This window comes from Mesorhizobium sp. LNHC229A00, from assembly GCF_000502415.1.
Lineage (GTDB): Bacteria > Pseudomonadota > Alphaproteobacteria > Rhizobiales > Rhizobiaceae > Mesorhizobium.
The window spans coordinates 45,832-69,690 of record NZ_AYWQ01000015.1 but is presented as its reverse complement, the minus strand read 5'-3'; the positions used below and the strand labels follow the sequence as shown (position 1 = coordinate 69,690).

Annotated in this window: 21 protein-coding genes; 15 read left to right on the top strand and 6 right to left on the bottom strand. The window is 63.4% G+C overall.

Going from position 1 to position 23,859, the window contains the following annotated elements:
• Positions 1-68 precede the first annotated feature (68 nt).
• Positions 69-1,283: an ROK family transcriptional regulator gene (locus X742_RS145980; protein WP_023774152.1), complete on the bottom strand. Its 1,215-nt coding sequence runs from the start codon at positions 1,281-1,283 to the stop codon at positions 69-71.
• Positions 1,284-1,499: 216 nt separating this feature from the next.
• Between X742_RS145980 and X742_RS145985 the strand changes: the two genes are divergently transcribed.
• The 6 genes from X742_RS145985 to ugpC all read left to right on the top strand — a co-directional run bounded on the left by X742_RS145985 (position 1,500) and on the right by ugpC (position 7,674).
• Positions 1,500-2,738, top strand: coding sequence for an extracellular solute-binding protein (locus X742_RS145985; protein WP_023774151.1), 1,239 nt, complete (start codon positions 1,500-1,502; stop codon positions 2,736-2,738).
• A 186-nt stretch (positions 2,739-2,924) separates the two neighbouring features.
• Complete coding sequence (locus X742_RS145990; protein ID WP_023774150.1) at positions 2,925-3,809, top strand: sugar ABC transporter permease; 885 nt, start codon at positions 2,925-2,927, stop codon at positions 3,807-3,809.
• Positions 3,809-4,654, top strand: coding sequence for a carbohydrate ABC transporter permease (locus X742_RS145995; RefSeq protein WP_023774149.1), 846 nt, complete (start codon positions 3,809-3,811; stop codon positions 4,652-4,654). The genes X742_RS145990 and X742_RS145995 overlap by 1 nt, the downstream gene beginning before the upstream one ends.
• On the top strand, positions 4,651-5,673 hold the full coding sequence (locus X742_RS146000; protein ID WP_031248238.1) for an SIS domain-containing protein: 1,023 nt from the start codon (positions 4,651-4,653) through the stop codon (positions 5,671-5,673). Before X742_RS145995 ends, X742_RS146000 begins: the two co-directional genes overlap by 4 nt.
• Entirely contained in the window at positions 5,673-6,611 is a 939-nt protein-coding gene (locus X742_RS146005) for a PfkB family carbohydrate kinase (RefSeq protein WP_023774147.1), read from the top strand. Before X742_RS146000 ends, X742_RS146005 begins: the two co-directional genes overlap by 1 nt.
• On the top strand, positions 6,598-7,674 hold the full coding sequence (ugpC, locus tag X742_RS146010; RefSeq protein ID WP_023774146.1) for a sn-glycerol-3-phosphate ABC transporter ATP-binding protein UgpC: 1,077 nt from the start codon (positions 6,598-6,600) through the stop codon (positions 7,672-7,674). The genes X742_RS146005 and ugpC overlap by 14 nt, the downstream gene beginning before the upstream one ends.
• Positions 7,675-7,727: 53 nt before the next feature.
• Here the strand turns inward: ugpC and X742_RS146015 are convergent, their stop codons facing one another.
• Positions 7,728-8,261, bottom strand: a complete 534-nt coding sequence (locus tag X742_RS146015; protein ID WP_015315434.1) for a TetR/AcrR family transcriptional regulator — start codon at positions 8,259-8,261, stop codon at positions 7,728-7,730.
• Positions 8,262-8,407: 146 nt separating this feature from the next.
• On the opposite strand from X742_RS146015, the gene X742_RS146020 reads away from it, so the two are divergent.
• Both X742_RS146020 and X742_RS146025 read left to right on the top strand, forming a co-directional pair.
• Positions 8,408-9,832: an efflux RND transporter periplasmic adaptor subunit gene (locus X742_RS146020; RefSeq protein WP_023774145.1), complete on the top strand. Its 1,425-nt coding sequence runs from the start codon at positions 8,408-8,410 to the stop codon at positions 9,830-9,832.
• Complete coding sequence (locus X742_RS146025; protein WP_023774144.1) at positions 9,829-12,912, top strand: efflux RND transporter permease subunit; 3,084 nt, start codon at positions 9,829-9,831, stop codon at positions 12,910-12,912. Before X742_RS146020 ends, X742_RS146025 begins: the two co-directional genes overlap by 4 nt.
• A 104-nt stretch (positions 12,913-13,016) precedes the next feature.
• On the opposite strand, the gene X742_RS146030 is transcribed toward X742_RS146025, so the two are convergent.
• Positions 13,017-13,472 carry a L,D-transpeptidase gene (locus X742_RS146030; protein ID WP_023774143.1) on the bottom strand — a complete coding sequence of 152 codons (456 nt, stop codon included), beginning with the start codon at positions 13,470-13,472 and terminating at the stop codon, positions 13,017-13,019.
• A 228-nt stretch (positions 13,473-13,700) separates the two neighbouring features.
• On the opposite strand from X742_RS146030, the gene X742_RS1000000175915 reads away from it, so the two are divergent.
• Positions 13,701-13,931 (top strand): hypothetical protein, encoded by a 231-nt coding sequence (locus X742_RS1000000175915; protein ID WP_245273878.1) that lies wholly within the window; start codon positions 13,701-13,703, stop codon positions 13,929-13,931.
• A 257-nt stretch (positions 13,932-14,188) separates the two neighbouring features.
• Entirely contained in the window at positions 14,189-14,356 is a 168-nt protein-coding gene (locus tag X742_RS1000000174920; RefSeq protein WP_023774141.1) for a hypothetical protein, read from the top strand.
• 71 nt (positions 14,357-14,427) lie between these two features.
• Here X742_RS1000000174920 and X742_RS146035 read toward each other — a convergent pair whose 3' ends face one another.
• On the bottom strand, positions 14,428-15,129 hold the full coding sequence (locus X742_RS146035) for a response regulator transcription factor (protein WP_023774140.1): 702 nt from the start codon (positions 15,127-15,129) through the stop codon (positions 14,428-14,430).
• Positions 15,130-15,174: 45 nt separating this feature from the next.
• Between X742_RS146035 and X742_RS146040 the strand changes: the two genes are divergently transcribed.
• Positions 15,175-15,948 carry a response regulator transcription factor gene (locus tag X742_RS146040; protein WP_198019234.1) on the top strand — a complete coding sequence of 258 codons (774 nt, stop codon included), beginning with the start codon at positions 15,175-15,177 and terminating at the stop codon, positions 15,946-15,948.
• Positions 15,949-16,027: 79 nt separating this feature from the next.
• Positions 16,028-18,115 (top strand): PAS domain S-box protein, encoded by a 2,088-nt coding sequence (locus X742_RS146045; protein WP_031248237.1) that lies wholly within the window; start codon positions 16,028-16,030, stop codon positions 18,113-18,115.
• A 129-nt stretch (positions 18,116-18,244) separates the two neighbouring features.
• Here X742_RS146045 and X742_RS146050 read toward each other — a convergent pair whose 3' ends face one another.
• Positions 18,245-18,652, bottom strand: coding sequence for a hypothetical protein (locus X742_RS146050; protein WP_023774137.1), 408 nt, complete (start codon positions 18,650-18,652; stop codon positions 18,245-18,247).
• Positions 18,653-19,101: 449 nt separating this feature from the next.
• Between X742_RS146050 and X742_RS146055 the strand changes: the two genes are divergently transcribed.
• On the top strand, positions 19,102-20,304 hold the full coding sequence (locus X742_RS146055) for an aromatic ring-hydroxylating dioxygenase subunit alpha (RefSeq protein ID WP_023774136.1): 1,203 nt from the start codon (positions 19,102-19,104) through the stop codon (positions 20,302-20,304).
• A gap of 111 nt (positions 20,305-20,415) precedes the next feature.
• Here the strand turns inward: X742_RS146055 and X742_RS146060 are convergent, their stop codons facing one another.
• Positions 20,416-21,834, bottom strand: a complete 1,419-nt coding sequence (locus tag X742_RS146060) for an aminotransferase (RefSeq protein ID WP_023774135.1) — start codon at positions 21,832-21,834, stop codon at positions 20,416-20,418.
• Positions 21,835-22,102: 268 nt separating this feature from the next.
• On the opposite strand from X742_RS146060, the gene X742_RS146065 reads away from it, so the two are divergent.
• Positions 22,103-23,020, top strand: a complete 918-nt coding sequence (locus tag X742_RS146065) for an ABC transporter permease (protein ID WP_031248236.1) — start codon at positions 22,103-22,105, stop codon at positions 23,018-23,020.
• Positions 23,017-23,838 (top strand): ABC transporter permease, encoded by an 822-nt coding sequence (locus X742_RS146070; protein ID WP_023774133.1) that lies wholly within the window; start codon positions 23,017-23,019, stop codon positions 23,836-23,838. Before X742_RS146065 ends, X742_RS146070 begins: the two co-directional genes overlap by 4 nt.
• Positions 23,839-23,859 lie beyond the last annotated feature (21 nt).

Genomic DNA, 23,859 nt, shown 5'->3' with positions numbered 1-23,859 from the left:
AGACGCTATGTCCGGACAATGAACCCTGTGTGACGCCGGGAGAGGCTTGGCCTTGCGCGTGGTCTCCTTCAGGCGGGACCGGAACGTGTCTTCAGGATCGCCGAGAACAGCGGATCGAAGGCGCGGCTGATCGGCGCCGCCGCGGCTCCCAACGCGATCGACCAGGGATCGGTGGTGCCGAGCTGCAGGCGCGGCAAGGTCCGGCCTGGCCGGTCGGCGATCGACGAATGCAGCGGATGCATGGCCTCGACGAGCCGGCGCGCCAGCGCTTCCGGCGCGCCGCTGGTCAGGATGACTGTCTGCGGATCGAAGATGGTTTCGATGAGATGCACGCTCCAGCGCAGATCATGGGCCGCGCCCTCGATCCAGCGCATGATCTTCACATCACCCGCCGCGGCCAGCGCGCCGATCTTTTCGTAGAGGTCCTCGTCGGTGGGATCGAGGCCAAGATGCTGATAGAGCGAGGCGAGCGAGGCGCGATGTTCCAGCGGTGTCGAGCCCGGACCGGCCGGCGACAGCAAGGCCATGCCGATTTCTCCGGCATTGCCATGGCCGCCGCTGTACAGTTCGCCGTTGAGGATCAGCCCGGCGCCAATGCCATAGCCGACATAAAGACACACTGCGTGGTCGACGCCGTGCGCGGCGCCGACGATTCGCTCGGCGGTCGCGCAGGCGGCGGCATCGTTCTGCAGGCCGACATTCAGTCCCGTGCCCTTGGCCAGCATGTCCAGCAGCGGAAACTTCTGCCAGGCCGGCATCATCCATTTGTCATCCGAGTTCTTCAGGCCGAACGGGCCGGGCATGGCGACGCCCAGGCCGACGAGGCGTTTTTCCGACTGTGAGGAGATACCGGCCAGTTCGCGCCGAACGTCATCGATCAGGCCGAGGATCACCTCGACCCCCCTGGACGGCTCATCGAAAGGCAGGTTCGCCTCGTCCCGCGCCAGCACGCTGCCCATCAGATCGACCGCGACCGCCCGCGTCAGGTGACGGTCGATCTGAAGGCCGATGGCGAAAGCGCCTTCAGGCACCAGCCTGTAGGGGGTCGACGGTTGGCCCCTGCCCTTGCGCACCGCATCGAGCGCAACGACCAGGCCGTCGCGTTCCAGGTCCTCGATGATGTTGGAAACCCCCTGCTTGGTGAGCTGCGTCGCCCGCGCCAGATCGGCCCGCGACAGCGCGCCATTGAGACGCAGCGCCTCGACCATGACACGGCGGTTATGCGCGCTCGTGCCTTCCTGGTTGGTGCCGCTCTTGGCACGAATCGGACTGATGTCGTCCACCGGCGTTTCCCCTCTTGACACCATTAGAATATTGATCGACTAATTAAGTCAAGCGAGTTGACTTAATGTGAGCCGAACACCGCAAAACAAGATGGCCAAGGCTTCTGCCTGCCGCCACTGGTCCGCCGGCACCTCAGGTCACGCGACATGGATCCGGGAAGACGATGCCGAACGTCTGGCACCGCCGGCCCGTCAACGCTGCAATGGGAGAAGAAAATGCTTAGGACGATCACCAAGACACTGGTCGGCGCGGTTTTTGCCGGAGGACTGTTCGTCCCCCACGCTTTCGCCGAGACGACGCTCAACGCGCTTTTCATGGCGCAGGCCGCCTACAGCGAGGCCGACGTGCGTGCCATGACGGATGCCTTCACCAAGGCCAATCCCGAGGTCAAGGTCAATCTCGAATTCGTCCCCTATGAGGGCCTGCACGACAAGACCGTGCTCGCCCAAGGCTCGGGCGGAGGCTATGACGTCGTCCTGTTCGACGTCATCTGGCCGGCCGAATACGCTACCAACAAGGTGCTGGTCGATGTGTCTTCCAAGATCACCGACGACATGAAGAAGGGCGTGTTGCCCGGCGCCTGGACCACGGTGCAGTATGACGGCAAGTCTTATGGCATGCCGTGGATCCTCGACACCAAATATCTGTTTTACAACAAGGATATCCTGGAAAAGGCCGGCATCAAGACCCCGCCGAAAACGTGGGAAGAACTCGGCGCACAGGCCAAGATCATCCAGGACAAAGGCCTGCTGAAGACGCCGATCGCGTGGAGCTGGTCGCAGGCGGAAGCGGCCATCTGCGACTACACCACGCTGGTCAGCGCCTATGGCGGCGAATTCCTCAAGGACGGCAAGCCGGACTTCCAGAATGGCGGCGGCCTGCTGGCTCTGAAATACATGGTCGACAGCTACAAGTCGGGTCTCACCAATCCCAATTCCAAGGAATTCCTCGAAGAGGACGTGCGCAAGGTTTTCGAAAACGGCGATGCCGCCTTCACGCTGAACTGGACCTACATGTACAACATGGCCAACGACCCGAAGGACTCGAAGGTGGCCGGCAAGGTCGGCGTCGTGCCGGCGCCGGGCGTTGCCGGCACCAGCGAGGTGTCGGCCGTCAACGGCTCGATGGGTCTCGGCGTCACCTCGATCTCAAAGCATCCGGACGAAGCCTGGAAGTACATCACCTTCATGACCTCGCAGGCGACGCAGAACCAGTACGCCAAGCTCTCTTTGCCGATCTGGGCCTCCTCCTATGACGACCCCGCCGTCACCAAGGGCCAGGAAGAACTGATCGCCGCCGCCAAGCTCGGTCTGGCCGCCATGTATCCGCGCCCGACCACGCCGAAATACCAGGAGTTGTCGACCGCGCTGCAGCAGGCAATCCAGGAATCGCTGCTCGGGACATCTTCGCCGGAAGACGCCCTGAAGACCGCCGCGCAGAACAGCGGCCTCTGAGACAAGCCAGTCGTTCGATACGGGCGGCACTACAGCGTTGCGTCCCTTATGACGCGCAAAAGACGCTGTAGCACTTTCTATCTTGCGCGTGATCCTTCCGGAAATCGGCCTCCGATTTCCGGGGTCATGCGCGAGTGCCGCCCGTGCTATGTCCAGATCACAGATGAGAGAAGAGAGGCTGCTCTGATGTCGAGCACCTGGATGACGACCCGCGCATGGCTTTTGATGCTGCCTTTGCTGGTGGTCATGGTCGCCGTCATCGGCTGGCCGCTGGCCGATACGGTCGGGCTCTCCTTCACCGATGCCAAGCTGGTCGGCACGGCTGGCAATTTTGTCGGCTTCGACAATTACTCCAACATGCTGTCGAGCACCAACTTCTCGCGCACGCTGATCACCACGACCGTGTTCGCGATTGTTTCGGTTGCCGCCGAAATGGTGATCGGCGTCCTCGCCGCCCTGCTGCTCAACCAGGAGTTTCGCGGCCGCGCAATCTTGCGCGCCCTGATGATCCTGCCCTGGGCATTGCCGACGGTGGTCAACGCCACGCTGTGGCGGCTGATCTACAATCCCGAATATGGCGCGCTGAATGCCGCCTTGACGCAGTTGCATCTCATCGACGCCTATCGGTCCTGGCTCGGCGAGCCAGGAACGGCGCTGGCTGCCCTCATCGTTGCGGACTGCTGGAAGAACTTTCCGCTGGTGGCGCTGATCGCGCTCGCCGCCCTCCAGGCGGTACCGCGTGACATCACCGCCGCCTCCCTGGTCGACGGCGCGGGACCGTTCAACCGTTTCCGCTTCGTCATCCTGCCCTATCTCGCCGGCCCGCTGATGGTGGCGCTGGTGCTGCGCACCATCGAGGCCTTCAAGGTCTTCGACATCATCTGGGTCATGACACGCGGCGGTCCGGCAAACACCACGCGAACACTCTCGATCCTCGTCTACCAGGAAGCGTTCTCCTTCCAGCGCGCCGGCTCGGGCGCGTCGCTGGCGCTGATCGTCACCTTGCTCGTCACGCTGCTCGCCGTCGCCTATGCCGCCCTGGTGCGAAAGACCGCCGGGAGCGCCGCCTGATGGAACGCAAGAGCCCCGCGTTCACCGTCTTCATTTATGCCTGCGCGCTGCTGCTTGCCGCGATCATCCTGGCGCCTATCGCCTGGCTGTTCATCATGAGCATTTCGCCGGCCGCCGATCTTGCAGCCAAGCCGCTGCGCTGGTGGCCGCAGGCTGCCGACTTCTCCCGCTACCAGCAATTGCTGTCGACAGCCGAAAACAGCGCCGGCGCCGCCTTCACCTCGTCGCTGCGCAACAGTCTTGAGATCGCCGGCATGGCGACGCTGGCCGCACTCGCCTTGGCAATCCCCGCCGGCTGGGCGGTTTCGCGCACACCCGCGATCGGCTGGTCGCTGTCGATGGTCATCGCCACATACATGCTGCCGCCGGTGGCGCTCGCCGTGCCGCTCTATATGGGCCTGTCGCATCTTGGCCTGCTCAACAATGTCTTCGGCCTGGCGCTGGTGTATCTCACCATACTGGCGCCCTTCACCACATGGCTGATGAAATCCGGCTTCGATTCCATCCCGCGCGAGATCGAGGCAGCGGCGATGATCGACGGCGCCGGCCTGTTCCAGACATTGCGCATCATCACATTGCCGCTGGCCGCGCCCGTGATGGCGACATCGGCGTTATTCGCCGTGCTACTGGCCTGGGACGAATTCTTCTACGCGCTGCTGTTTACCTCCGACCAGCGCGCCAAGACGCTTACCGTCGCCATCGCCGATTTGGCCGGCGGCCGTGTTTCCGACTACGGATTGATCGCCACGGCCGGCGTGCTGGCCGCCTTGCCGCCGGTGCTGATCGGCCTCGTCATGCAGCGGGCGCTGATCTCGGGCCTGACCAGCGGCGGTGTGAAAGGATGAACATGATTGCAGATAAAGAACGGCCGGCCGGATTGACCGCCATCGACCGCGAAATGGCGCGCCAGCACGCCGATGCGCGTGCTTCGTTCGAGAACAACGCTGCCATGGCGGCAGACGTCGCCGCTTCGATTGGGAAGACCGGCCGCCTGCTTCTGCTTGGCATGGGCGGCTCGCATGCGGTCGGCCGTGCCGTCGAGCCGCTCTATCGCGCACTCGGCATCGATGCGCTGGCGCTGCCGCTGTCCGAGCAGCTCGGCCAGCCATTGCCGCTGGCCGACCGGACGGTGCTTGTGACTTCGCAATCCGGCGAGAGCGCCGAAGTCGTCAGATGGTTTGCGCAGGCCGGCGGTAGCTCGGACGTTTTCGGCCTGACGCTCGAAGGCGGTTCTTTTCTTGCCCGCAACGCGCCTTGCCTGGTCGGCGCCGGCGGCACCGAACTGGCTTTCGCCGCGACCCGCAGCCTGACCGTGACCCTGGCCTTGCACCTGGCCATCCTCGCTGCTCTGGGCGAGGATCCGGCTCCTGCCCTTACCATGCTCGAGGCTCCCCAGGATTGCGATATCGCCCAAGCACTCGCCGCGCTTGGCAAGGTGGCTACGATCGTCACCTCCGGCCGCCGCCTGCAGGGCGTGGCCGAAGCCCTGGCGCTTGGCCTGACCGAACTGTCGCGGCTGCCCTGCTTTTCGCTCGAGGGCGGCCAGTTGCGGCACGGGCCGATGGAGATGCTCGGCCCTCAGATCGGTGTTGTCTTGTTTCGCGGCGCCGACCCGACCTCGGAGCTGGTGACCGCGATGGCACTTTCGGTGGTCGAAACCGGCGCGCCGCTGGTCATCTTCGACGCGTCCGGACAAGCGCCGGTCGCCGGGGCCGTCACGCTCACGTTCAAACCAGCCGCGGGGATGGCCGCTATCCTCGCAATGCTGCCGGTGGCACAGCGCCTGATGATCGCCTTCGCGGACGGTCGCGTCGACAATGCAGGCACGCCGGTGCGCACCACCAAGATCACAAGGAGCGAGTGATGCGCCCGCTGGCGGTGATCGGCAACGTCAATGTCGACCTGATCGTCGGCCCGGTCGCGCCATGGCCGAAGGCGGGCACCGAGACCGTTGTCGACCATGACGAATCGCGCGTCGGCGGCCAGGCCGGCAACACCGGGCTCGCCTGGCAAGCGCTGGGCGTTGACTTTGCGATTGCCGCCAATGTCGGTGACGACCAGTTCGGCCGCTGGCTTGGTGAGGCTTTTGGCGTCCGCGCCGAGAAATGGGCTATCCGTCCCGAAGGCACGACATTGTCGGTCGGGATGACCCATCCCGATGGGGAACGGACCTTCTTCACCACTCGCGGGCACTTGCCGCGCTTCGGCCTCGCCGATGTCTTGTCGGTTCTCGACGGCCCCGCGCTCTCCGGTGGCTACGCCCTGCTCTGCGGCTCGTTCCTGACCGAAGACCTCACGCGCGACTACAATGCTTTTTTCGACTGGGCCGACAGCCACGGCATTGCCGTGGCACTCGATACAGGCTGGCCGATCGATGGCTGGACCAACGCCAATTGCGCCGCGACAAGGACATGGCTGTCGCGGTGCGCGCTGGCGCTGTTCAACGAGGTTGAGACGGTGACCCTGGCGGGGTTGCCAAGTCCGGAGGAAGCGGCGCGTGAAATCCGATCCAGGATGAGGCAAGGCGCGACCTTCGTCGTCAAGCGCGGGCCACGTGGCGCCATCGCCATCGGCCCGGACAGCGCTCTCGTCGAAGCCGCCGCGCCCGAGGTCAGGGTGGTCGACACGATCGGTGCCGGCGACGTCTTCAATGCCGCCTTCCTGGCCGCATTGGCACAGGAACGGCCGCTGTCCGCCTGCCTCCGCGCCGCTACGCACGTCGCCTCGCGCGCCATTTCCACCTTGCCCCGCGACTATGGCGGGCCAATGCAGTTCGAGGGCCCCATGCATGAGCACGCTTGAAATTCGCGGCATCCGCAAGAGCTACGGCAGCGTCGAGACGCTGAAAGGCATCGACATCGCGCTGCAGAGCGGTGAATTCCTTGTGCTGCTCGGCTCGTCGGGATGCGGAAAATCGACGCTTCTCAACATCATCGCCGGTCTTGCCGAGGCGACCAGCGGCGACGTCCTGATCGGTGGCCGCTCGATCCTCGGCGTCCACCCCAAGAACCGCGATATCGCCATGGTCTTCCAGTCCTACGCGCTCTATCCCAACCTGACCGTGCGCCGCAACATCGGCTTCGGACTGGAGATGCGCGGCGTCGCGGCCGACGAGCGCGACGGTACGGTGAACGAAGCGGCAAGACTGCTGCAGATCGAGGCTCTGCTCGACCGCAAGCCGAGTCAGCTTTCCGGCGGCCAGCGCCAGCGCGTCGCCATCGGCAGGGCCCTGGTGCGCAAGCCGCGGGTCTTCCTGTTCGACGAGCCGCTGTCCAACCTCGACGCCAAACTGCGCCTGGAAATGCGCACCGAATTGAAGCGCCTGCACCAGATGCTGCGGACGACCGTCGTCTACGTCACCCATGACCAGATCGAGGCGATGACGCTGGCCAGCCGCATCGCCGTCATGCGCGACGGCAGGATCGAGCAGCTCGGCACCCCCGAGGAGATCTACAACGATCCGGCGACACTGTACGTCGCCGGCTTTGTCGGCGCGCCATCGATGAACATGCTGCAGGCCACCGTCACCGACGGCAAGCTGGCCATCGCCGGATCCGATGTACGGATCCCCATGCCGGCACGCTATGCTAATGCGGCGCCTGAGGGCGCACAAATGGTCGTCGGCATCAGGCCGGAAGCGCTGCGTGCGGCGACCGGAGCCGCCGCGGAGCCGTCACTGCCCGTGGAGATCGAGGTCGTCGAACTGACCGGCCCGGAGCTGGTCACCACGGCGCGGATCGGCACGCAACGGCTGACGGCGAGCCTGCCGCCGCGGGCCCAGTTCGCCAAGGGCGAACAGCGCAGCCTCGCCTTCGACGAAGCCGCGCTTCGCTTGTTCGATCCATCGACGGGCAAGGCCCTGTGAGCGCCGTCGATTGAACCATCGTGGCAGCGTCGCCCTGCTCCCGCGCGGACAAGCTATTTGGCAATATCGAGAAGTGACGACACCAGCAGGTCCCGTTCGTCCTTTGACAGCACGTCGGAATCGAACAGGTTCATGCTGCGCAGCCCTTCGATGGCGAGATAGCAGACCAGCAGCGATTTGAGATCCGGCGCCTCGCCCTTCAGGCGCTCGAAAAGCTGCCGCTTGAATGTCTTGATCGGCATCATGAAATCGGGATCCTCGGCGATCGCCGAGAATATCCAGGATGCGGATGGCTGCTTTTCCTCGCAATCCTCGGCTGACAGCCTGATATAGACGGCGAGGGGATTTTTGCCCTTGTCGTTGCTGTTCGCGGATTCCAGCGCTTGCTCGAAATCGCGCAAATAGCCTTCGACCAGGCCTTGCATCAATTTCGCCTTGGTGGGGAAATTGTAGAGCAGCCCGCCCTTCGACACGCCGGCGCGGTTGGCAACGGCATCGAGCGACAGGCTGCCGGGCCCGGATTCCCGGGCAACATCAGCCGCCGCGGCGAGAATCTTCTCGCGCGAGTTCGGTCGTTGGGCTCTCATGGCGCCTCCCATCGCAAGCTTAGGCCCAATTGACAAGACCGTCCAGACGGTACAGTAAGACCGCCACTATTTGAAATCGGGACCCGCAGTCGATATGTGTCCCGATGTCCGCGCTTCGCGCCGGATTTTCGACTGAGGGGACTTCCTTGTTCAAGCGCATACTCCGTGTCTTTATCGTTATTGTGGTCCTTGCCGTGCTCGTCATCGTGGTCGGCGGGATCGTCGGTTTCAACTTCCTGCGCGACAACGGTATCAAACAGTATTTCGCCACCATGAAGCCGCCGGCGGCGACCGTGTCGACAACCGTCGCCAAGCCGTCGAACTGGACACCGGGCGTCGAGGCGATCGGTACGGTGCGGGCCGTGCGCGGTGTCGACCTGACGGTCGAGACCGCCGGCATCGTCAAGGAAATCCCCTTCCATGCCAACCAGAAGGTGGCGGCCAACGCAGTGCTGCTGCAACTCGACGACGCCGTCGAGCGCGCCGATCTCGATGCGCAGAAGGCGCAGGCGGCACTCGATCAGACCACGCTGACCCGCGCCGTCGAACTGACAAAGCGTGGTGTTGGCTCCGACTCGACGCTGGACACAGCGCGTGCGGCGGCGTCCGCTTCGGCGTCCCAGGTCACCAGGCTGCAGGCCGTGCTCGACCAGAAGCAGCTTACCGCACCTTTCGCCGGCACGGTCGGCATTCCGAGAATCGATCTCGGCCAGTATCTGGCACCCGGCACCGCGGTGGTGACGCTGCAGGACCTCGACACGATGCGGGTCGACTTCTCGGTTCCCGAACAGCAGCTGCCGCTGCTCAAGATTGGCCAGACGGTTCGCCTGGGCCTTGGCGGCAGCGACGACATGCCCTTTGCCGGCGCCATTCGCGGCATCGACCCCAAGATCGACCCATCCAGCCGGCTGGTGAACATCCGAGCAGAAGTTGCCAATCCCGAAGGCAAATTGACCCCAGGTCAGTTCGTGCAGGTGCGTGTCGAACTGCCCGAGGAGCAGAACGTGCTGTCACTGCCGCAGACGGCACTGACCACCAGTCTCTATGGCGACTACATATTCATGGTGGAGCCGGCGAAGCCCGCCGGGGCAGCCCCGGCGCAGCCAGCCAAGCCGGACGAAAAGCCGGCGGCGGCCACCGACAAGCCTGCGGATCCCAAGCCTGCGGATGCCAAGCCTGCGGATGCCAAGCCTGCGGATGCCAAGCCTACGGATGCCAAGACGGCAGACGCCAAGCCGGCAGACGCCATGAAACCCGCCGTCGATGCCATGAAGCCGGCCGCTGACGCAGCCAAGCCAGCGGACGAGGCCACTGCCGATGCCGCCAAGCCAGCAGCGGCCGATCCGGCCAAGCCGGCGGCGGAAGGCGACAAACCGGCGCTTGTTCTGTCACAGGTCTTCGTCAAGCCCGGCCGCCGCAATCAAGGCATGGTCGAGATCATCGAAGGGCTGAAGGCCGGCGACGAGGTCGTCACCGCGGGCCAGAACCGCCTCTTCAACGGCATGACCGTCAACGTCGACAACACCATCGACCCGACCAAATCGGCGAACAAGCAGGCCGACCAGCAATGAGCTTTTCCGATCTCTTCATCCGCCGGCCCGTCCTTTCGACCGTTCTTGCCTGCATGATCCTGCTGCTCGGTTTCCAGGGCATCTTCAACCTGTCGATCCGGCAGTATCCGAAGGTCGACGAGACCGCGATCACAATCACGACAGCCTATCCGGGCGCCAGCGCCGACCTGATCCAGGGCTTCATTTCCGCCCCGATCGCGCGCGCCGTCGCCTCGACCGAGAACATCGACTACGTCACCTCGTCCAGCCGTCCGTCCTCCAGCACCGTGACGGTGCAGATGAAGCTCGGTTCCAACCCAGACGTCGCGTTGACCGAAGTGCTGTCGAAGGTCCAAGGCGTGCGCGGCACCTTGCCGGACGCCTCCAAGGACCCGGTCATCGTCAAGGGCACGGGTCAGCAGTTCGCGATGATGTACATCTCGATGCAGAATCCGAACATGACCAAGGAGCAGCTGACCGAGTATATCGAACGCGTCATCAGGCCCCGCATGTCGACGGTCGAAGGCGTCGCCGACGTGCAGATCTTCGGCGCCCAGGAATACTCGATGCGCGTCTGGATCGACCCGGTCAGGCTTGCCGCGCGCGGCGTGACGGCGGCCGAAGTGCTGACGGCGATCAACAATTCCAATTTCCTGTCGGCGCCCGGCAACACCCAGAACGAATATATCGTCTCGTCGATCACCGTGCGCTCGACGCTGCAGACACCGGAAGCCTTCGCCGCGCTGCCATTGCGCTCGACCGACGGCAATGTCGTGCGCCTGCGCGACGTGGCCCGCGTCGAATTGGCCGCCGCGAACACCGACACCAGGGTTTCCTTCAATGGCAAGCCCGGCACCTTCCTCGCCATCTTCCCGACCCCGGCAGCCAATCCGCTGACCACGGCGGCGGCACTCACCAAGCTCGTGCCGCAGATTCAGGATACACTGCCGAAGGGCATGACGATCGAAGTCGTCTACGACGCGACCGGACAGATCAGCGCCTCGATCGACGAGGTGTTCAAGACCATCGGCGAGGCGGTCGCCATCGTCGTTGTCGTCATCCTCCTGTTCCTCGGTTCGTTCCGCTCGGTGCTGATGCCGATCATCACCATCCCGCTGTCGCTGATCGGCGTCTGCTTCCTTTTGTTCGCGGTAGGCTATTCGATCAACCTTCTGTCGCTGTTGGCCATGGTGCTGGCGATCGGCCTTGTCGTCGACGACGCCATCGTGGTGGTGGAAAATATCCACCGCCACATGGAAGAGGATCACATGCCGCCCATGCAGGCGGCCTTCAGCGGCATGCGCGAGATCGCGTCGGCCATCGTCGCCATGACCATGACGCTGGCCGCCGTGTTCGCGCCGCTGGCCTTCACCGGCGGCCTGACCGGCGCCCTGTTTCGCGAATTCGCGGTGACGCTCGCCGGATCGGTGGTGCTGTCGGGCGTCATTGCCATCACCATCACGCCGATGATGTCGGCGCGCCTTCTGAAGCCCGGCAATGCCGGCCGTTTCCAGCGCATCGTCGACGGCACTTTCGCGCGCGTCGAGCATGTCTATGAGCGCGCCGTCACCGGATCTCTGAACTATCGCCCGCTGACGCTGCTCATCGTGCTGGCACTTGTAGGCGTGACTGGCTTCATGTTCACCAAGACCTCGACGGAACTGGCGCCGGAAGAGGATCAGGGCTTCCTGCTCTCGCTGGTGACGGGGCCGCGCTATGCGACCTCCGATTATACCGAGACTTACGTCAATCAGATCCTGGGCCTGGTGAAGGACATTCCCGAAACCCGGGCGCAGTTCTCGGCCGTCGCCTTCGGTGGTACGACCAACAGCGCCTTCGTCGGTTTTGCCTTCAAGGATTGGGCGGAGCGGAAGCGCGGTTCGAAGGAGCTGCAGGCCGACATTACGGCTCGTATCGCCAAGGTGGCGGGTGTCCAGGCCTTCGTCTTCGCGCCGCCGACTCTGCCAGGCTCCGGCGGCGGCTTGCCGATTTCCATGGTGGTGCGCTCGACCGGCGATTCCGCTCAGGTCTACGAGGAAGCCGAGAAAATCAAGAACAAGGCGCAAGCCTCGGGCCGCTTCATCGTCGTGCAGAATTCGATGGCCTATGACGCACCTCAGGTGACGGTGACCATCGATCGCGACCGCGCCGCCGCGCTCAACCTGCCCATCGCCGATATCGGCCGGACGCTGACGCTGCTGGTCGGCGGTGCCGAAGTGGCGCAATTCGACCGCGACTCCAACAGCTATGACATCATCCCGCAGGTGCCGCAGGAATTCCGCGACAACCCCGAAAAGCTCGGCCAGTACTTCGTGCGCAGCGTGACGGGCGAGATGGTGCCGCTGTCGGCCGTGGTGACGATTTCGAACAATGCCTCGCCGGCGGCGATCGAGCAGTTCAACCAGCTGAATTCGTCGACGATCTCGGCGCTGCCGCTGCCCGGCGTCACCACGGGCGACGGTTTGAAAGTGCTCGAGGACATTGCCACGGAGAGCCTGCCCGACACTTTCTTCATCGACTATTCCGGCCAGTCCCGGCAGGAGAAGGAACAGGGCAACACGATCCTGATCGCTTTCGGCGCGGCCGTCATCGTCATCTACCTGGTGCTGGCGGCGCAATTCGAAAGCTTCCGCGATCCGCTGATCATCATGATGGCGGTGCCACTGTCGATCTTCGGCGCGATCGTGCCGCTCAATCTGGGCCTAGGCACCCTCAACATCTATACCCAGGTCGGACTGATCACCCTGATCGGCCTGATCACCAAGCACGGCATCCTGCTGGTCGAATTTGCCAACCAGCAGCGAGAACTGCATGGCATGCGGCGGCGTGACGCCATCATCGCCTCGGCCAAGGTGCGCCTGCGGCCGATCCTTATGACGACGGCGGCGATGGCGCTGGGCGTGGTGCCGCTGATCGTTTCCAGCGGCGCCGGTGCCGCGGCCCGCTATTCGATGGGCCTTGTCATCTTCACCGGCATCCTGGTCGGCACCATGTTCACACTGTTCGTCGTGCCAATGTTCTATACTTTCATCGCCAGCAAGGACCTGCCGCATCTGGCGGAAAAGCCGGATCCCAAGCTGATGCCGGCGCTGCCGAACTGAGGCACAGGGCGCAAGACACAAAAAGAAGCCGGGATTTCTCCGGCCTCTTTTTTGGCGATCGCTCCAGCAACTCCGGTACATAGCCGAATGCGGCAACCTGCCTGCTACTTGACGATGACGATGCTGGTGTTGGCCGGGCCGAAGGTCTCGACGAGCTGGTAGAAATCGGCGGCGTTGTCCGGGTGCAGCCGTACGCAGCCATGCGAGGCGGGCTGGCCGAGGCGCTTGATGGCATAGGTGGCATGGACCGCGTAGCCGCCGCTGAAAAACACCGAATGTGGCATCGGCGCGTTGTCGTATTTCTTCGAATACCACATCTGATGCATGCGCGTCGGCTTGAACGAGCCGGTCGGCGTCACGTGCGCCCTGTCGCCAGTGGAAACCTTCCAGGCGAAAGTCGGCCGGCCGTCGACCGAGACTTCCATGACCTGCTGCGACAGCGAAACGCGGGCAACGATGCTGTTGGCGGCATGGGCGGCCTTGGCGCCGAACAGAAGTGCACTGCCCATGAGCGCGGCGGCGGTGATGTTGATGAACTTTGCGGAAATGGTGGTGTGCATGATGTCCCCTCTCTCTGCCGGTCCGGCCGGCTCCAATTCGATGAGGCGGCTTATCCCAGCGGCATGTTTCGGAAAGATTTCGCGAAATGCTCGTTTGTGTTTCGAATCTGTTTCCACTGGTTAACAGGGCAATTACCCTGTTCGATGGCGCTCCATTCCGAACAGTTGGGACTGAGGATGAAGCACACAGGCATTCACCATGAAACGAAAGTTCGAGTTGCCTCCTAGATGAAAGAGTTTGTCTCCATTCGAAACCAATCTGCAACAAAGTGCGGTTTTGGACGGCATGATCCGGATACCGACCGGATGCAAAAGTTGACGCAACGAAAGCAGACGGCAACGACCAAGGGAACGAAAACGAACATACGCTCCTGGCTCTTCAGGATCAGCATCACGGCGGCGGCTGTCGGCGGCGTCGTCACCATTGCCGGCGGCCCCGTGCGGGGCTGGCGGCGATGAGTTCGAGTGAGATTTCGACCCTGCACGTCGCCCTGTTTGCGCCACGGTCTGGATCGTTTCCAGCCTGCGCATCGCCCGGTTGAAGGCCCTCTGGCGGGTTGGCCTTCGGCAACTGGCATTGCGCGGCCCCTCCGGCAACTTGCTGCCGAGAGGACCGAAGGCCCGCGCCGCGACGGGGGGCTCCGTGGGCGGCGCGGGCACTTCGGGAGTTTCGGGAAGCGATCCGCGACACAGTCATTTTTTGGGGAATTCAGATCATGAAAACAAAGTTCGCGGCTTCCGTGCTTTCCGCACTGCTTTATGCGCAGGGCCTACTCGGCTTTGCCGCACTCGCCACCGTGCTGCTCAAGGAACGCGCTCACGCAAGCGGGTTCGCCGTCAGCGGCGAAATGGCCTCGGGCCCGTCCTTGCTGGTGGTGCGCTGAACCTCGCGGGCATCGGCGCGGGAAACGGAAGCCCGATGTTCATCCGGCGAACCAGCGGGAAAACACAGCCGTCAGTCGGCGAACTGCCGTGGCGGATCGAACCTGTAGCCGGCGCCGCGTATGGTGGTGATGGTGTCGGTGTCGAGCTTGCGGCGCAGCCGCACGATGCGCGAGTCTATCGACCGATCGAAGGCGTCGGCATTCTCGGCCGGCGCCGCGGCGATAATGTCGTCACGGGTCAGCACCTTGCGCGGGCTCGCCAGGAACAGCCTGAGCAGCGCCACCTGGCCGGCCGAGAGCTGCTCCTGCGTACCGGAGCGGTGCATGACCATCGCCGACCTCAGGTCGACGGTCGCGTTCTCCAGCACGATCAGTTCCTGGGTGCCCCTGCCGCGCCGCGAAAGCAGGCCGCCGACTCGCGCGGCGAGTTCCCTGACATTGAGCGGACTTTCGACGACGTCGGCGGCGCCAAGCTCGAGCGCCAGCACCTTGTCGAGGAGATCGGCGGGCCGGCATATCAGGATGAAATCCGGTCCATGCTCGCTACCCCCAGCTTGGCCGCCAAAACGCCTGAGCAGATCCCGCCCTTCCGCCTGGCTGAGGCTGTCCCCGACGACGACAACGTCGATGCCGCCGCTCGCCAGCAGCGATTCCGCCTCCCAGGGCTGCCGCGCCCGGCGCACGTCATGGCCGCGCCGCTCCAGATGGTCGGCAAGCTCGGTCGCGACGACCTCGGCGACGGAAACAAGCGCGATGACGGCTCGTGCGGCCATGTTTTCCAACCGTTCCCTTGCAACCGGATATGAGTGCTGGACATCATGTTTATACCCAATCTACTTTCCACTGAAAGTGGGAGCGAGAGCATCGTGCGGGCAAGAATTGTCATCGTCGAGGATGAGCCCGACCTGAGGGACGCGGTCGCCGAATATCTCGGCGCCGCCGGCTACGATGTTTCGACCGCTGAAACCGCGGCCGCCGCGCGCGGCCTGATCGAGACGCAGTCCTTCCATCTGGCTATCCTCGACATCGCCATGCCGGGCGAGGATGGCTTGTCGCTTGGCCGCTGGCTGCGCTCGAAAATGCCGATCGGGATCATCTATGCGACCGCGGCCGGCACCGCGCTCGACCGCATCGTCGGACTGGAACTCGGCGCCGACGATTATATAGTCAAGCCGTATGAACTGCGCGAGGTGCTGGCCAGGGTGCGCAGCGTGCTGCGCCGTGTTCCCCAGCCGACGGAGCCGCAGGACAGGAAAGCCAGGACGGATCGGCGCTCCGTCGCTTTCGGCCCCTTTCAGGCCGATCTCGACGGCAGGATGGTCACCGGCGCCAACGGCACGGTGATCGACATGGCCAAGAGCGAATTTGACGTGCTGGAGGTTTTCCTGACCCGCGCCAACCGGCTGCTGACCAGGGCCGCGATCTCCGAGGCTATCGGCTTCACCGAGGATCCGGAATCGTCGCGCGCCGTCGATATCCGCATCATGCGCCTGCGCAAGAAGATCGAGGCGGACCCGGCCAACCCGAAATTCCTGCGCACGGTGCGTGGCGAAGGCTATATCTTCTCGCTGCCGGCCGGCGACGGCAACTGAGCGTCAGACCCACGGGGGTTCCGCTCCGCAGCCGTTGCCAGCCGATCGAATTGGCGTGACTCTGGACTAATGGCTGACAATGACGGGCGACACGGCAAACACGGACATGCAAGGTTTCAGGCAGGGCGCGGCGATGGCCGCCGTACGTGTCGTGCGCCGGCTGCGCGAGGCCGGCGACTGGCAGCGCGAAATGGACGGCATACTGGAAACGCTGTGCCACGCCATGGATTGCCAGCGCGGCATCCTGTTCCGCCTGCGCGAATTGCCCGGCCAGGGTTTCGCCCAGTCGGTCGCTGCCTACTGGATCGATCCCGACTTCGGCGGAGAACTGGCCTCACCGACCGTCATCATGCAGTCGATCGTCAATTCGGATCCGCTGCTTGAGCGGCTGGCCGAGGATGAGCGGCAGGGCAAGATTTTCACCGGCCATACGCGCGATCTCGAAGGATTCCTGAGGGCCGATTTCGAGAAGCAGAACATCAAGTCGTTTCTGTCGGTGTCGGTATTCGCGCACGGCCATTTGTGGGGCACGCTGGCCGTCAATGACTGCGTCGAAGAGCGGGAATGGACCGACGAGGAGGAGGCGACGCTGCACATCATCGCTCTCGCCATCGGCGACGCCATCGAACACTCCCCTTCCGACGCCCATGCCAGCGAAGTGATCCGCCGCACCATGCTGCAGGCGTCGCTCGACGCCATTATCGTCATCGACGAGGCCGGATCGATCATCGAATTCAATCCGGCCGCCGAGAAGATGTTCGGCTTCCTGCGCAGCGATATCCTCGGCAAGGACCTGCTCGACACCGTCGTTCCTGAATATTACCGCAAGGGCTATGCCTCGGGCGCCGACTACATGTCCGGCCGTGGCGCCCCGATGGTCGGACAGCGGCTCGAGACCGTGACACAGAATGCAGCCGGCGAGGTGTTTCCGATCGAACTGACGGCGACCGAGATGCGGGTCGCCGACCGCCGCCTCATCTTTGGCTCGATCCGCGACCTGCGCGACAGGCTGCGCGCCGAGGAAGAGATCAACCGGCAGCGCGAGAAGCTGCACCAGAACGAGAAGATGGCGGCGATGGGCTCGCTGCTTGCCGGCGTCTCGCACGAACTCAACAATCCACTGGCGGTCGTCGTGGCCCAGTCGACGCTGCTGCATGAATTCGCCTCGGATCCGCAGACCAAGGTCCGGGCCGAGAAGGTGCGTGCCGCCGCCGAGCGCTGCGGGCGCATCGTCAAAAGCTTCCTGTCGATGGTTCGCCTCCATCCGTCGGCACAGGCCGAGACCGATCTCAACCAGGTGATCCGCGCCGCTCTCGAAGTGACCGCCTACGGCGCGCGCTCGAGCGGCATCGTCATCGATACCGATTTCGCGCCAGGTCCGCTGCTCGCCATGGCCGATGCCGACCACGTGACACAGGTGGCGGCCAATTTCCTCATCAACAGCCAGCATGCCCTGGCCGGCGTCGCCGGCGACCGCCTGATCAAGGTGCGGAGCTTCCGCGGCGATCGTGGCAATCCCGGCTTCTCGGTCGAGGACAACGGGCCCGGCATTCCCGAAGCCATCCGTTCGCGCATTTTCGAATCCTATTTCACCACCAAGCCGGTCGGCGTAGGCACCGGCATTGGCCTGTCGATCTCGAAATCGATCATCGAACGGCACAATGGCAATGTCTGGTTCGAGGAGGTGTTGCCGAGAGGCGCGCGTTTCGTCGTCCAGTTGCCGGCGATCTCCGCGGGAATCGCGGCCGCCGGCGAAAGCCAGCCACGATCGAGCGGCCTGCGCCATGCGCTGATCATCGATGACGAGCCTGACGTCGCCGGCTCCTTGTCCGATATTCTCGAACTGATGGGCATCAAGTCGAGGATCGCGCCGCTCTGGGAATCGGGCGCCGCCACCTTGGACGGCCACATGCCCCCCGATATCGTCTTTTCGGATCTGCGCATGCCCGGTATATCAGGCATTTCGATCTACCGCGAACTGCTCGCCGAGCGGCCCGACCTGGCGCGGCGTTTCGTGCTCGTCACCGGCGACCTGATCGGCGCGAAGGCGGAAGTCGAAGCCTTGCCGGCGCAGCAGCGGCCACAGATCCTCGAAAAACCGTTCAGCACGCTGGATGTACGCAGCGTGCTTTCGACCATCGCCGAGCAGGCCGCGTCGAAGGCATAAAAAGGCTCCCGGCCGATATCGCGGCGGGAGCCGAAGAGAGCGCTGAGAAGCGCTCGGGGAGGTAGGGCATGATCCCCAAACGGGAACCGGTTTCGGGATCATGCCCCGGCAGAAACGCAGAGGCAGAAATCAGAAGATGTTGGGCGCGCTGGTCAGCGGCGCGGCGTTGGCGATCATGCGGATCGCGCGGGTCTTGTGTGTTCCGGACTGCTCGGCAATGGCGCGCAGGCAATCCACGCTCTCGGCGCCCCAGGCCTGCCCCCTGCAGGCGAAATCGATTGCCGGCATGGGCAGGCGGGCGGTCGTGGTTGTGGTCGGCGCGCCTTCGACGAGGTTGGCGGGCGGATTCAACGAAGCGAAGGCTGGGCCGACCGTCGGCGTGAACGCCATGCCGGCGAAGGCGCAAGCAGCCAGCGCCATGAACATTCCCATCGGGTGGTCGGTGGCGCGCTGGCGAAGGGCCAGCTTCGGGCGACGGTCAGCGCGCTCTGGAGCTTCAAGGCGGTTGCCGCTGGTGATCTGGACTTTCGCATGCATCGTCATCCCCTTCGTTGATTTTCTTTTTGCGATGAAACGAATTTAATCGCGCCTTGTAACGGCGCAAAGGTGACGAGAGCCCGGCAATGTAACCGGATTGAAACATCATACGGGCAAAAACGGGCAGGGTCGGTCATTGGACTATGTTTTGGACCAAGGAGCGAGTTGCAAGGCGTGCACTACCGGGGGCCACGTACGTCGAGGCATTGCCGGCGGAAGACCTTGTCGGAAGGCACGATTGGCGGCGCGAGCCGACGATAGATGGCGTTACGGAACCCTGGCTAAGATCCGGACTTTCCGGGGTTTTCGAAGCCCGCAACGGCGCGGGATTCCCGTGGAGGAGCGCCGACGTTTTCGCTGCGAAATCATAGTATTTCCACAAGCCATTGCATTTCAATGTAAAATATGATTATATTGAATGCTTATTCAATAAAAAGAAGAGACGTTTTATGAACCCGCACCTCCGTGACGTGGCAATCCCGAACGATTGGGATCGGCGGGGACTGCCGGGCTGGAGCTACCATTCCGACGCCCTTCTCGAACTCGAGAAGGAGCATGTGTTCCGCAATCATTGGCAGATCGTCGGCCATGTCTGCGACATCCCTGACGCCGGCGACTACCTCACCATGGATGTCGTTGGCGAGCGCGCCCTGATCGTGCGCGGCAAGGACGGCGTCGTGCGCGGTTTCAACAACATGTGCCGCCACCGCGGCAGCCGCGTCGTCGCCGACAGCCAGGGCAATTGCAAGAACGCGCTGGTCTGTCCTTTCCATGGCTGGGTCTACAATCTCGACGGCACGCTGCGCGGCGCCGCCCGCCCGCGCTCCTTCCCCGACCTCGACAAGACCGAGTTCGGCCTGATGCCGCTCGATCTCGAAATCTGGATGGGCTTCATCTTCATCCGCTTCCGCAATGGCGGGCCACAGCCCTCCGTTGCCGAACTGCTGAGGCCGATCGAACCCGAATTCGCGCATTACAAGGCCGCCGATATGGTGCCTTCCTGGGGTATTTGGACCCAGAAAACGCCGGTCAACTGGAAGTCGGTGCGCGACGTCGACAATGAAGGATATCACGTCGCCATGGCGCATCCCGCCTTGCAGGATCTCTATGGCGCCACCTATTTCGACGAGCCCTTCGTCAACGGCGTCTCGCGCTCCTTCGCCACCTACAACCCGTATGCCGGCCGCCGCTGGAGCGTGAAGAACTACGTCAAGATCGCGCCGGAGCCGACGCATCTGCCGGACCATCTCAGGAAGGCCTGGGTCTATTACGGCATTTTCCCCAACGCCGTTCTGTCGGTGATGCCGGAATCGGTGCAGTTCTATCAGGAGTTCCCGCTATCGACGGGTGAGACGCTGCTGCGCGGCGCCATCTATCGCTACCGCGACGAGAGCCGAGAGCAGGCCGCCGCCCGCTACCTCTCCTTCCGCATCGATCGCGACACCATGTCGGAAGATGTGCAGCTCTCGGTCTGGTCGAACGAATCCATGCTGTCCGAGGCTTTCGAGGGCTTTTATCTCTCCGACCTCGAATATGGCGTGCGCACCCACCACGACCACCTGCGCAAGCAGGTTCCGGTGCTCGGCCTGGAAACAGCGCCGGAAGAAAAGGACATGTGGAATTTGAACGACGCGCTGCGGAGCCGGGCGTAACAACCCTGGTGATTGGCCAAAGCCGCGATGCGAGCGCCCCTCTTACCGTCAGCGCTGCCCTTCATCCGCCGTTCGGGCTCCTTCTCCGGTGAATGGGGAGAAGGAGGAAACTCACCCCTGCCACACACCCTCTTTCCTGAGATCTTCCATCGTGCGTGAAATGCCTTCGCGCAGAATGCCGACCATGTCGTCGATCTGCTCGCGCGTGATGACGAGCGGCGGCGACATAACGCACATGTTGATCAGCGGCCGCACCAGCAGGCCAAGCTCGTGGCAGTGGGCGTCGATGCGTTTGCCGACATCCTTGTCGAGCTGCAGCGGATCCTTGCTTTCGCGATCGGCGACGCATTCGACACAACCCATCAGCCCGACGCCACGCACTTCGCCGACCAGGGGCAGCTCTTCCAGCGTCTTGAGCTGCGCCTGGAAATAGGGCGCGACCTCAAGCGTATGCGCAAGCACGCTTTCTTCCAGCAGGTCGAGATTCTTCAAGGCCACGGCACAGCCGACCGGATGGCTGGTGTAGGTCAGGCCATGGCCGAACATCGCGTCGGGATGATTGGAACGCCGCAACTCTTCCAGCAGCCGCTCCGAGATGATGACGCCGCCAAGCGGGAAATAACCCGAGGTGACGCCCTTCGCGAAAGTGATCATGTCGGGGTCGATGCCAAACACGTCGCCCGAGGCAAAGACATGGCCCAGACGTCCGAAGCCCGTCACCACCTCGTCGGAGATATAGAGAATATCCTTGTCGCGGCAGATCTCGCGGATGCGCCTGAGGTAGCCGTCCGGCGGAATGATGACGCCGCCGGACGCCTGTATGGGTTCGCCGACGAAGGCGCCTAGTCTGTCCGCGCCGACACGCGCGACCGTATCGCGGAACTGATCGACAAGGAAATCGGTGAAGGCAGCGATGCTCATGCCTTTCGGCCGGCGGAACGGGTCGGGGGAGGCGAGCTTGACCACCAGCTCGTCGGCGCCATCCATCCAGTCGCGGTCGCGTGGGCGGCCATTGAGCGAAGCCGAGAGGTAGGTTGAGCCATGATAGGCGCCGCCACGGCTCAGGATCAGCTTCTTTTCCGGCCGGCCGCGCACATTGTTGTAGAACTGCATGAAGCGCAGCGCCGTCTCGACCGCCGAGGAACCGCCCGTGGTGTAGAAGACATGGCTGAGATCGCCTGGGGCATGGCCGGCGATGCGCTTGGCGAGCTCCGCCGACGGCGCGTTCATCGTGTACCAGGGCGTGTTGTAGGACAGCGCCATCGCCTGGTCGTACATCACCCTGGCGAGTTCCTCGCGGCGATGCCCGACATTGACGCACCACATGCCGGCCGGGCCGTCGATCAGCCGCTTGCCGGTGCTGTCGGTGATGTAGATGCCATCGCCCTCGCCGATCAGCGCGCGCGCCTCCGAACCGACGGAACCGGCGTAGGGCCAGGGCTGGATGAGATGACGCTTGGCCAGCTCGACCGCATCGTCGCCGCCAAGGCCAGCCGTTTCGCGTGCCTTCAGATCCCTCACAGCCGCCATCATCGCCTCCACATCATCCCCGAATTTTCCGGTCATCAATCCGGTTCGCCATGGCCGAAATCGGCACCCTGCTCACGTGATTTTGAATGTCCGTTCAATCAATATTGCAGAATTACCGCTTGATTTCAATCCGCGGATGCGCGCATGATGAAAGAAAGCCGGCAAGCGGAACAATAGCCGGCGCCAGCCCAAAGGGATGCCGTATGGCGGGACGATCCAGGCCAGCAATCGAGATCACACCCGGAGCCCGTCCCCCCAGGGTCTGGCAATGACGGCGACTGCGGAAGGGTCGCCCTGGTTCGGCATGACGCGGGCCAGAAGAAATGCCTTTCTGCAATCCGAGCCTGTACAAGGCTTCGCCTTGATCAGCCCGACCTTTCTCTATGCTCTCATCCTTCTGGTCCTGCCGATCCTGGTGGTCATCGCCCATTCCTTCTGGACGCAGCACTACCTGACCATCGACCGAACCTTCACGCTGGAAAACTATCGCGTCGCACTGACCGAGCCGATCTACCGCGATCTGTTGTGGCGCTCGCTCTACATCTCGCTGACTGTCAGCCTGTTCACTGTCGTCCTCGCCTACCCGATCGCCTATTTCATTTCCTTCCATGGCGGCCGTCACAAGAGCCTGTGGCTCTTCCTCATCACCATCCCGTTCTGGACCAGCTATCTCTTGCGCGTGATGTCGTGGAAGGTCATCCTGGGCTACAACGGCGTTTTGAATTCCGGCCTGATGGGTCTGGGCATCATCGACGAACCGTCGACCGCCCTGCTCTACAATTCGAGCGCTGTCATCATCACGCTCACCCATGCTTGGGCGGCTTTCGCCATCCTGCCGATTTTCGTGTCCCTCGAGAAGGTCGACCGCACGCTAGTCGAAGCGGCCACCGACCTCGGCGATAGCCCCTTCCGATCGTTCCTGCGCGTGACTTTGCCGCTGTCGGCGCCAGGCATCATCTCCGCGGCGCTGATCGTCATGATCCCGACGGTCGGCGACTATGTCACGCCAAAGCTCGTCGGCGGCAAGGACGGGGTCATGATCGCCAATGCCATCCAAGCGCAGTTCGGCAAAGCCGCCAACTGGCCGCTCGGTGCCGCGCTTTCCGTCACCACCATGCTGATCGTCTCCCTGATGGCCGGCGCCACGGTGTTGATCATCCGCGGCTTGCAAAGGATGGCGCGATGAAGGCGCGGCGCTTGCTGCCGGGCGGCTGGCTATCGGCCTACGCGTTCCTCTATATCGTCTTCCTCTATCTGCCCGTCATCTTCCTGCCGATCTTCTCGGTCAACATGGCGGCGACGCCGAAATTCCCGCTGACGGGCTTCACCCTGCAGTGGTACGAAGACCTGCCGCGCACGCCGGCGCTGCTCGATGCCGCCTGGAACAGCCTGATCGTCGGCGTCTCGGCGGCCATCCTCTCCACCGTACTCGGCATCCTCGCCGCTCGCTCGATCACCCGCTACCGTTATCCCGGCCGCCGCGCCATCAACGGTCTGATCATGGCGCCGCTTGTGCTGCCTGAAGTGATCGTTGCCATCTCGATGCTGCTGGTGTTGCTGCAGTTGGGCCTCGGTCTTTCGCTGTTCACCGTCGTGCTCGGCCACGTCCTGGTCTGCATTCCCTATTCGATGACGGTGCTGACTTCCGGCTTCGAAGGTTTCGACCGCAGCCTCGAGGAAGCCTCCGCCGATCTCGGCGAAAGCGCCGTCGGCACTTTCCGGCGCGTGACGTTGCCGATGGTGGCGCCGGCGATCATTTCCAGCCTGCTGGTCTGCTTCACCATCTCGCTGGACGAATTCATCATCGCCTTCTTCCTTACCGGCACCGAGGCGACGCTGCCGATCTACATCTGGGGTCAGTTGCGTTTCGCCTCGAAACTGCCCGGCGTCCTGGCGCTGGGCACGCTGCTTTTGGTTGCCTCTTTCCTGTTGATGACAATTGCTGAAATCCTGCGTCGCCGCGCGGCCAGACGCACGCAGAACGAGGGAGGCCTCTATGCCTGAGCAGCCGCGGATCGAGCTATC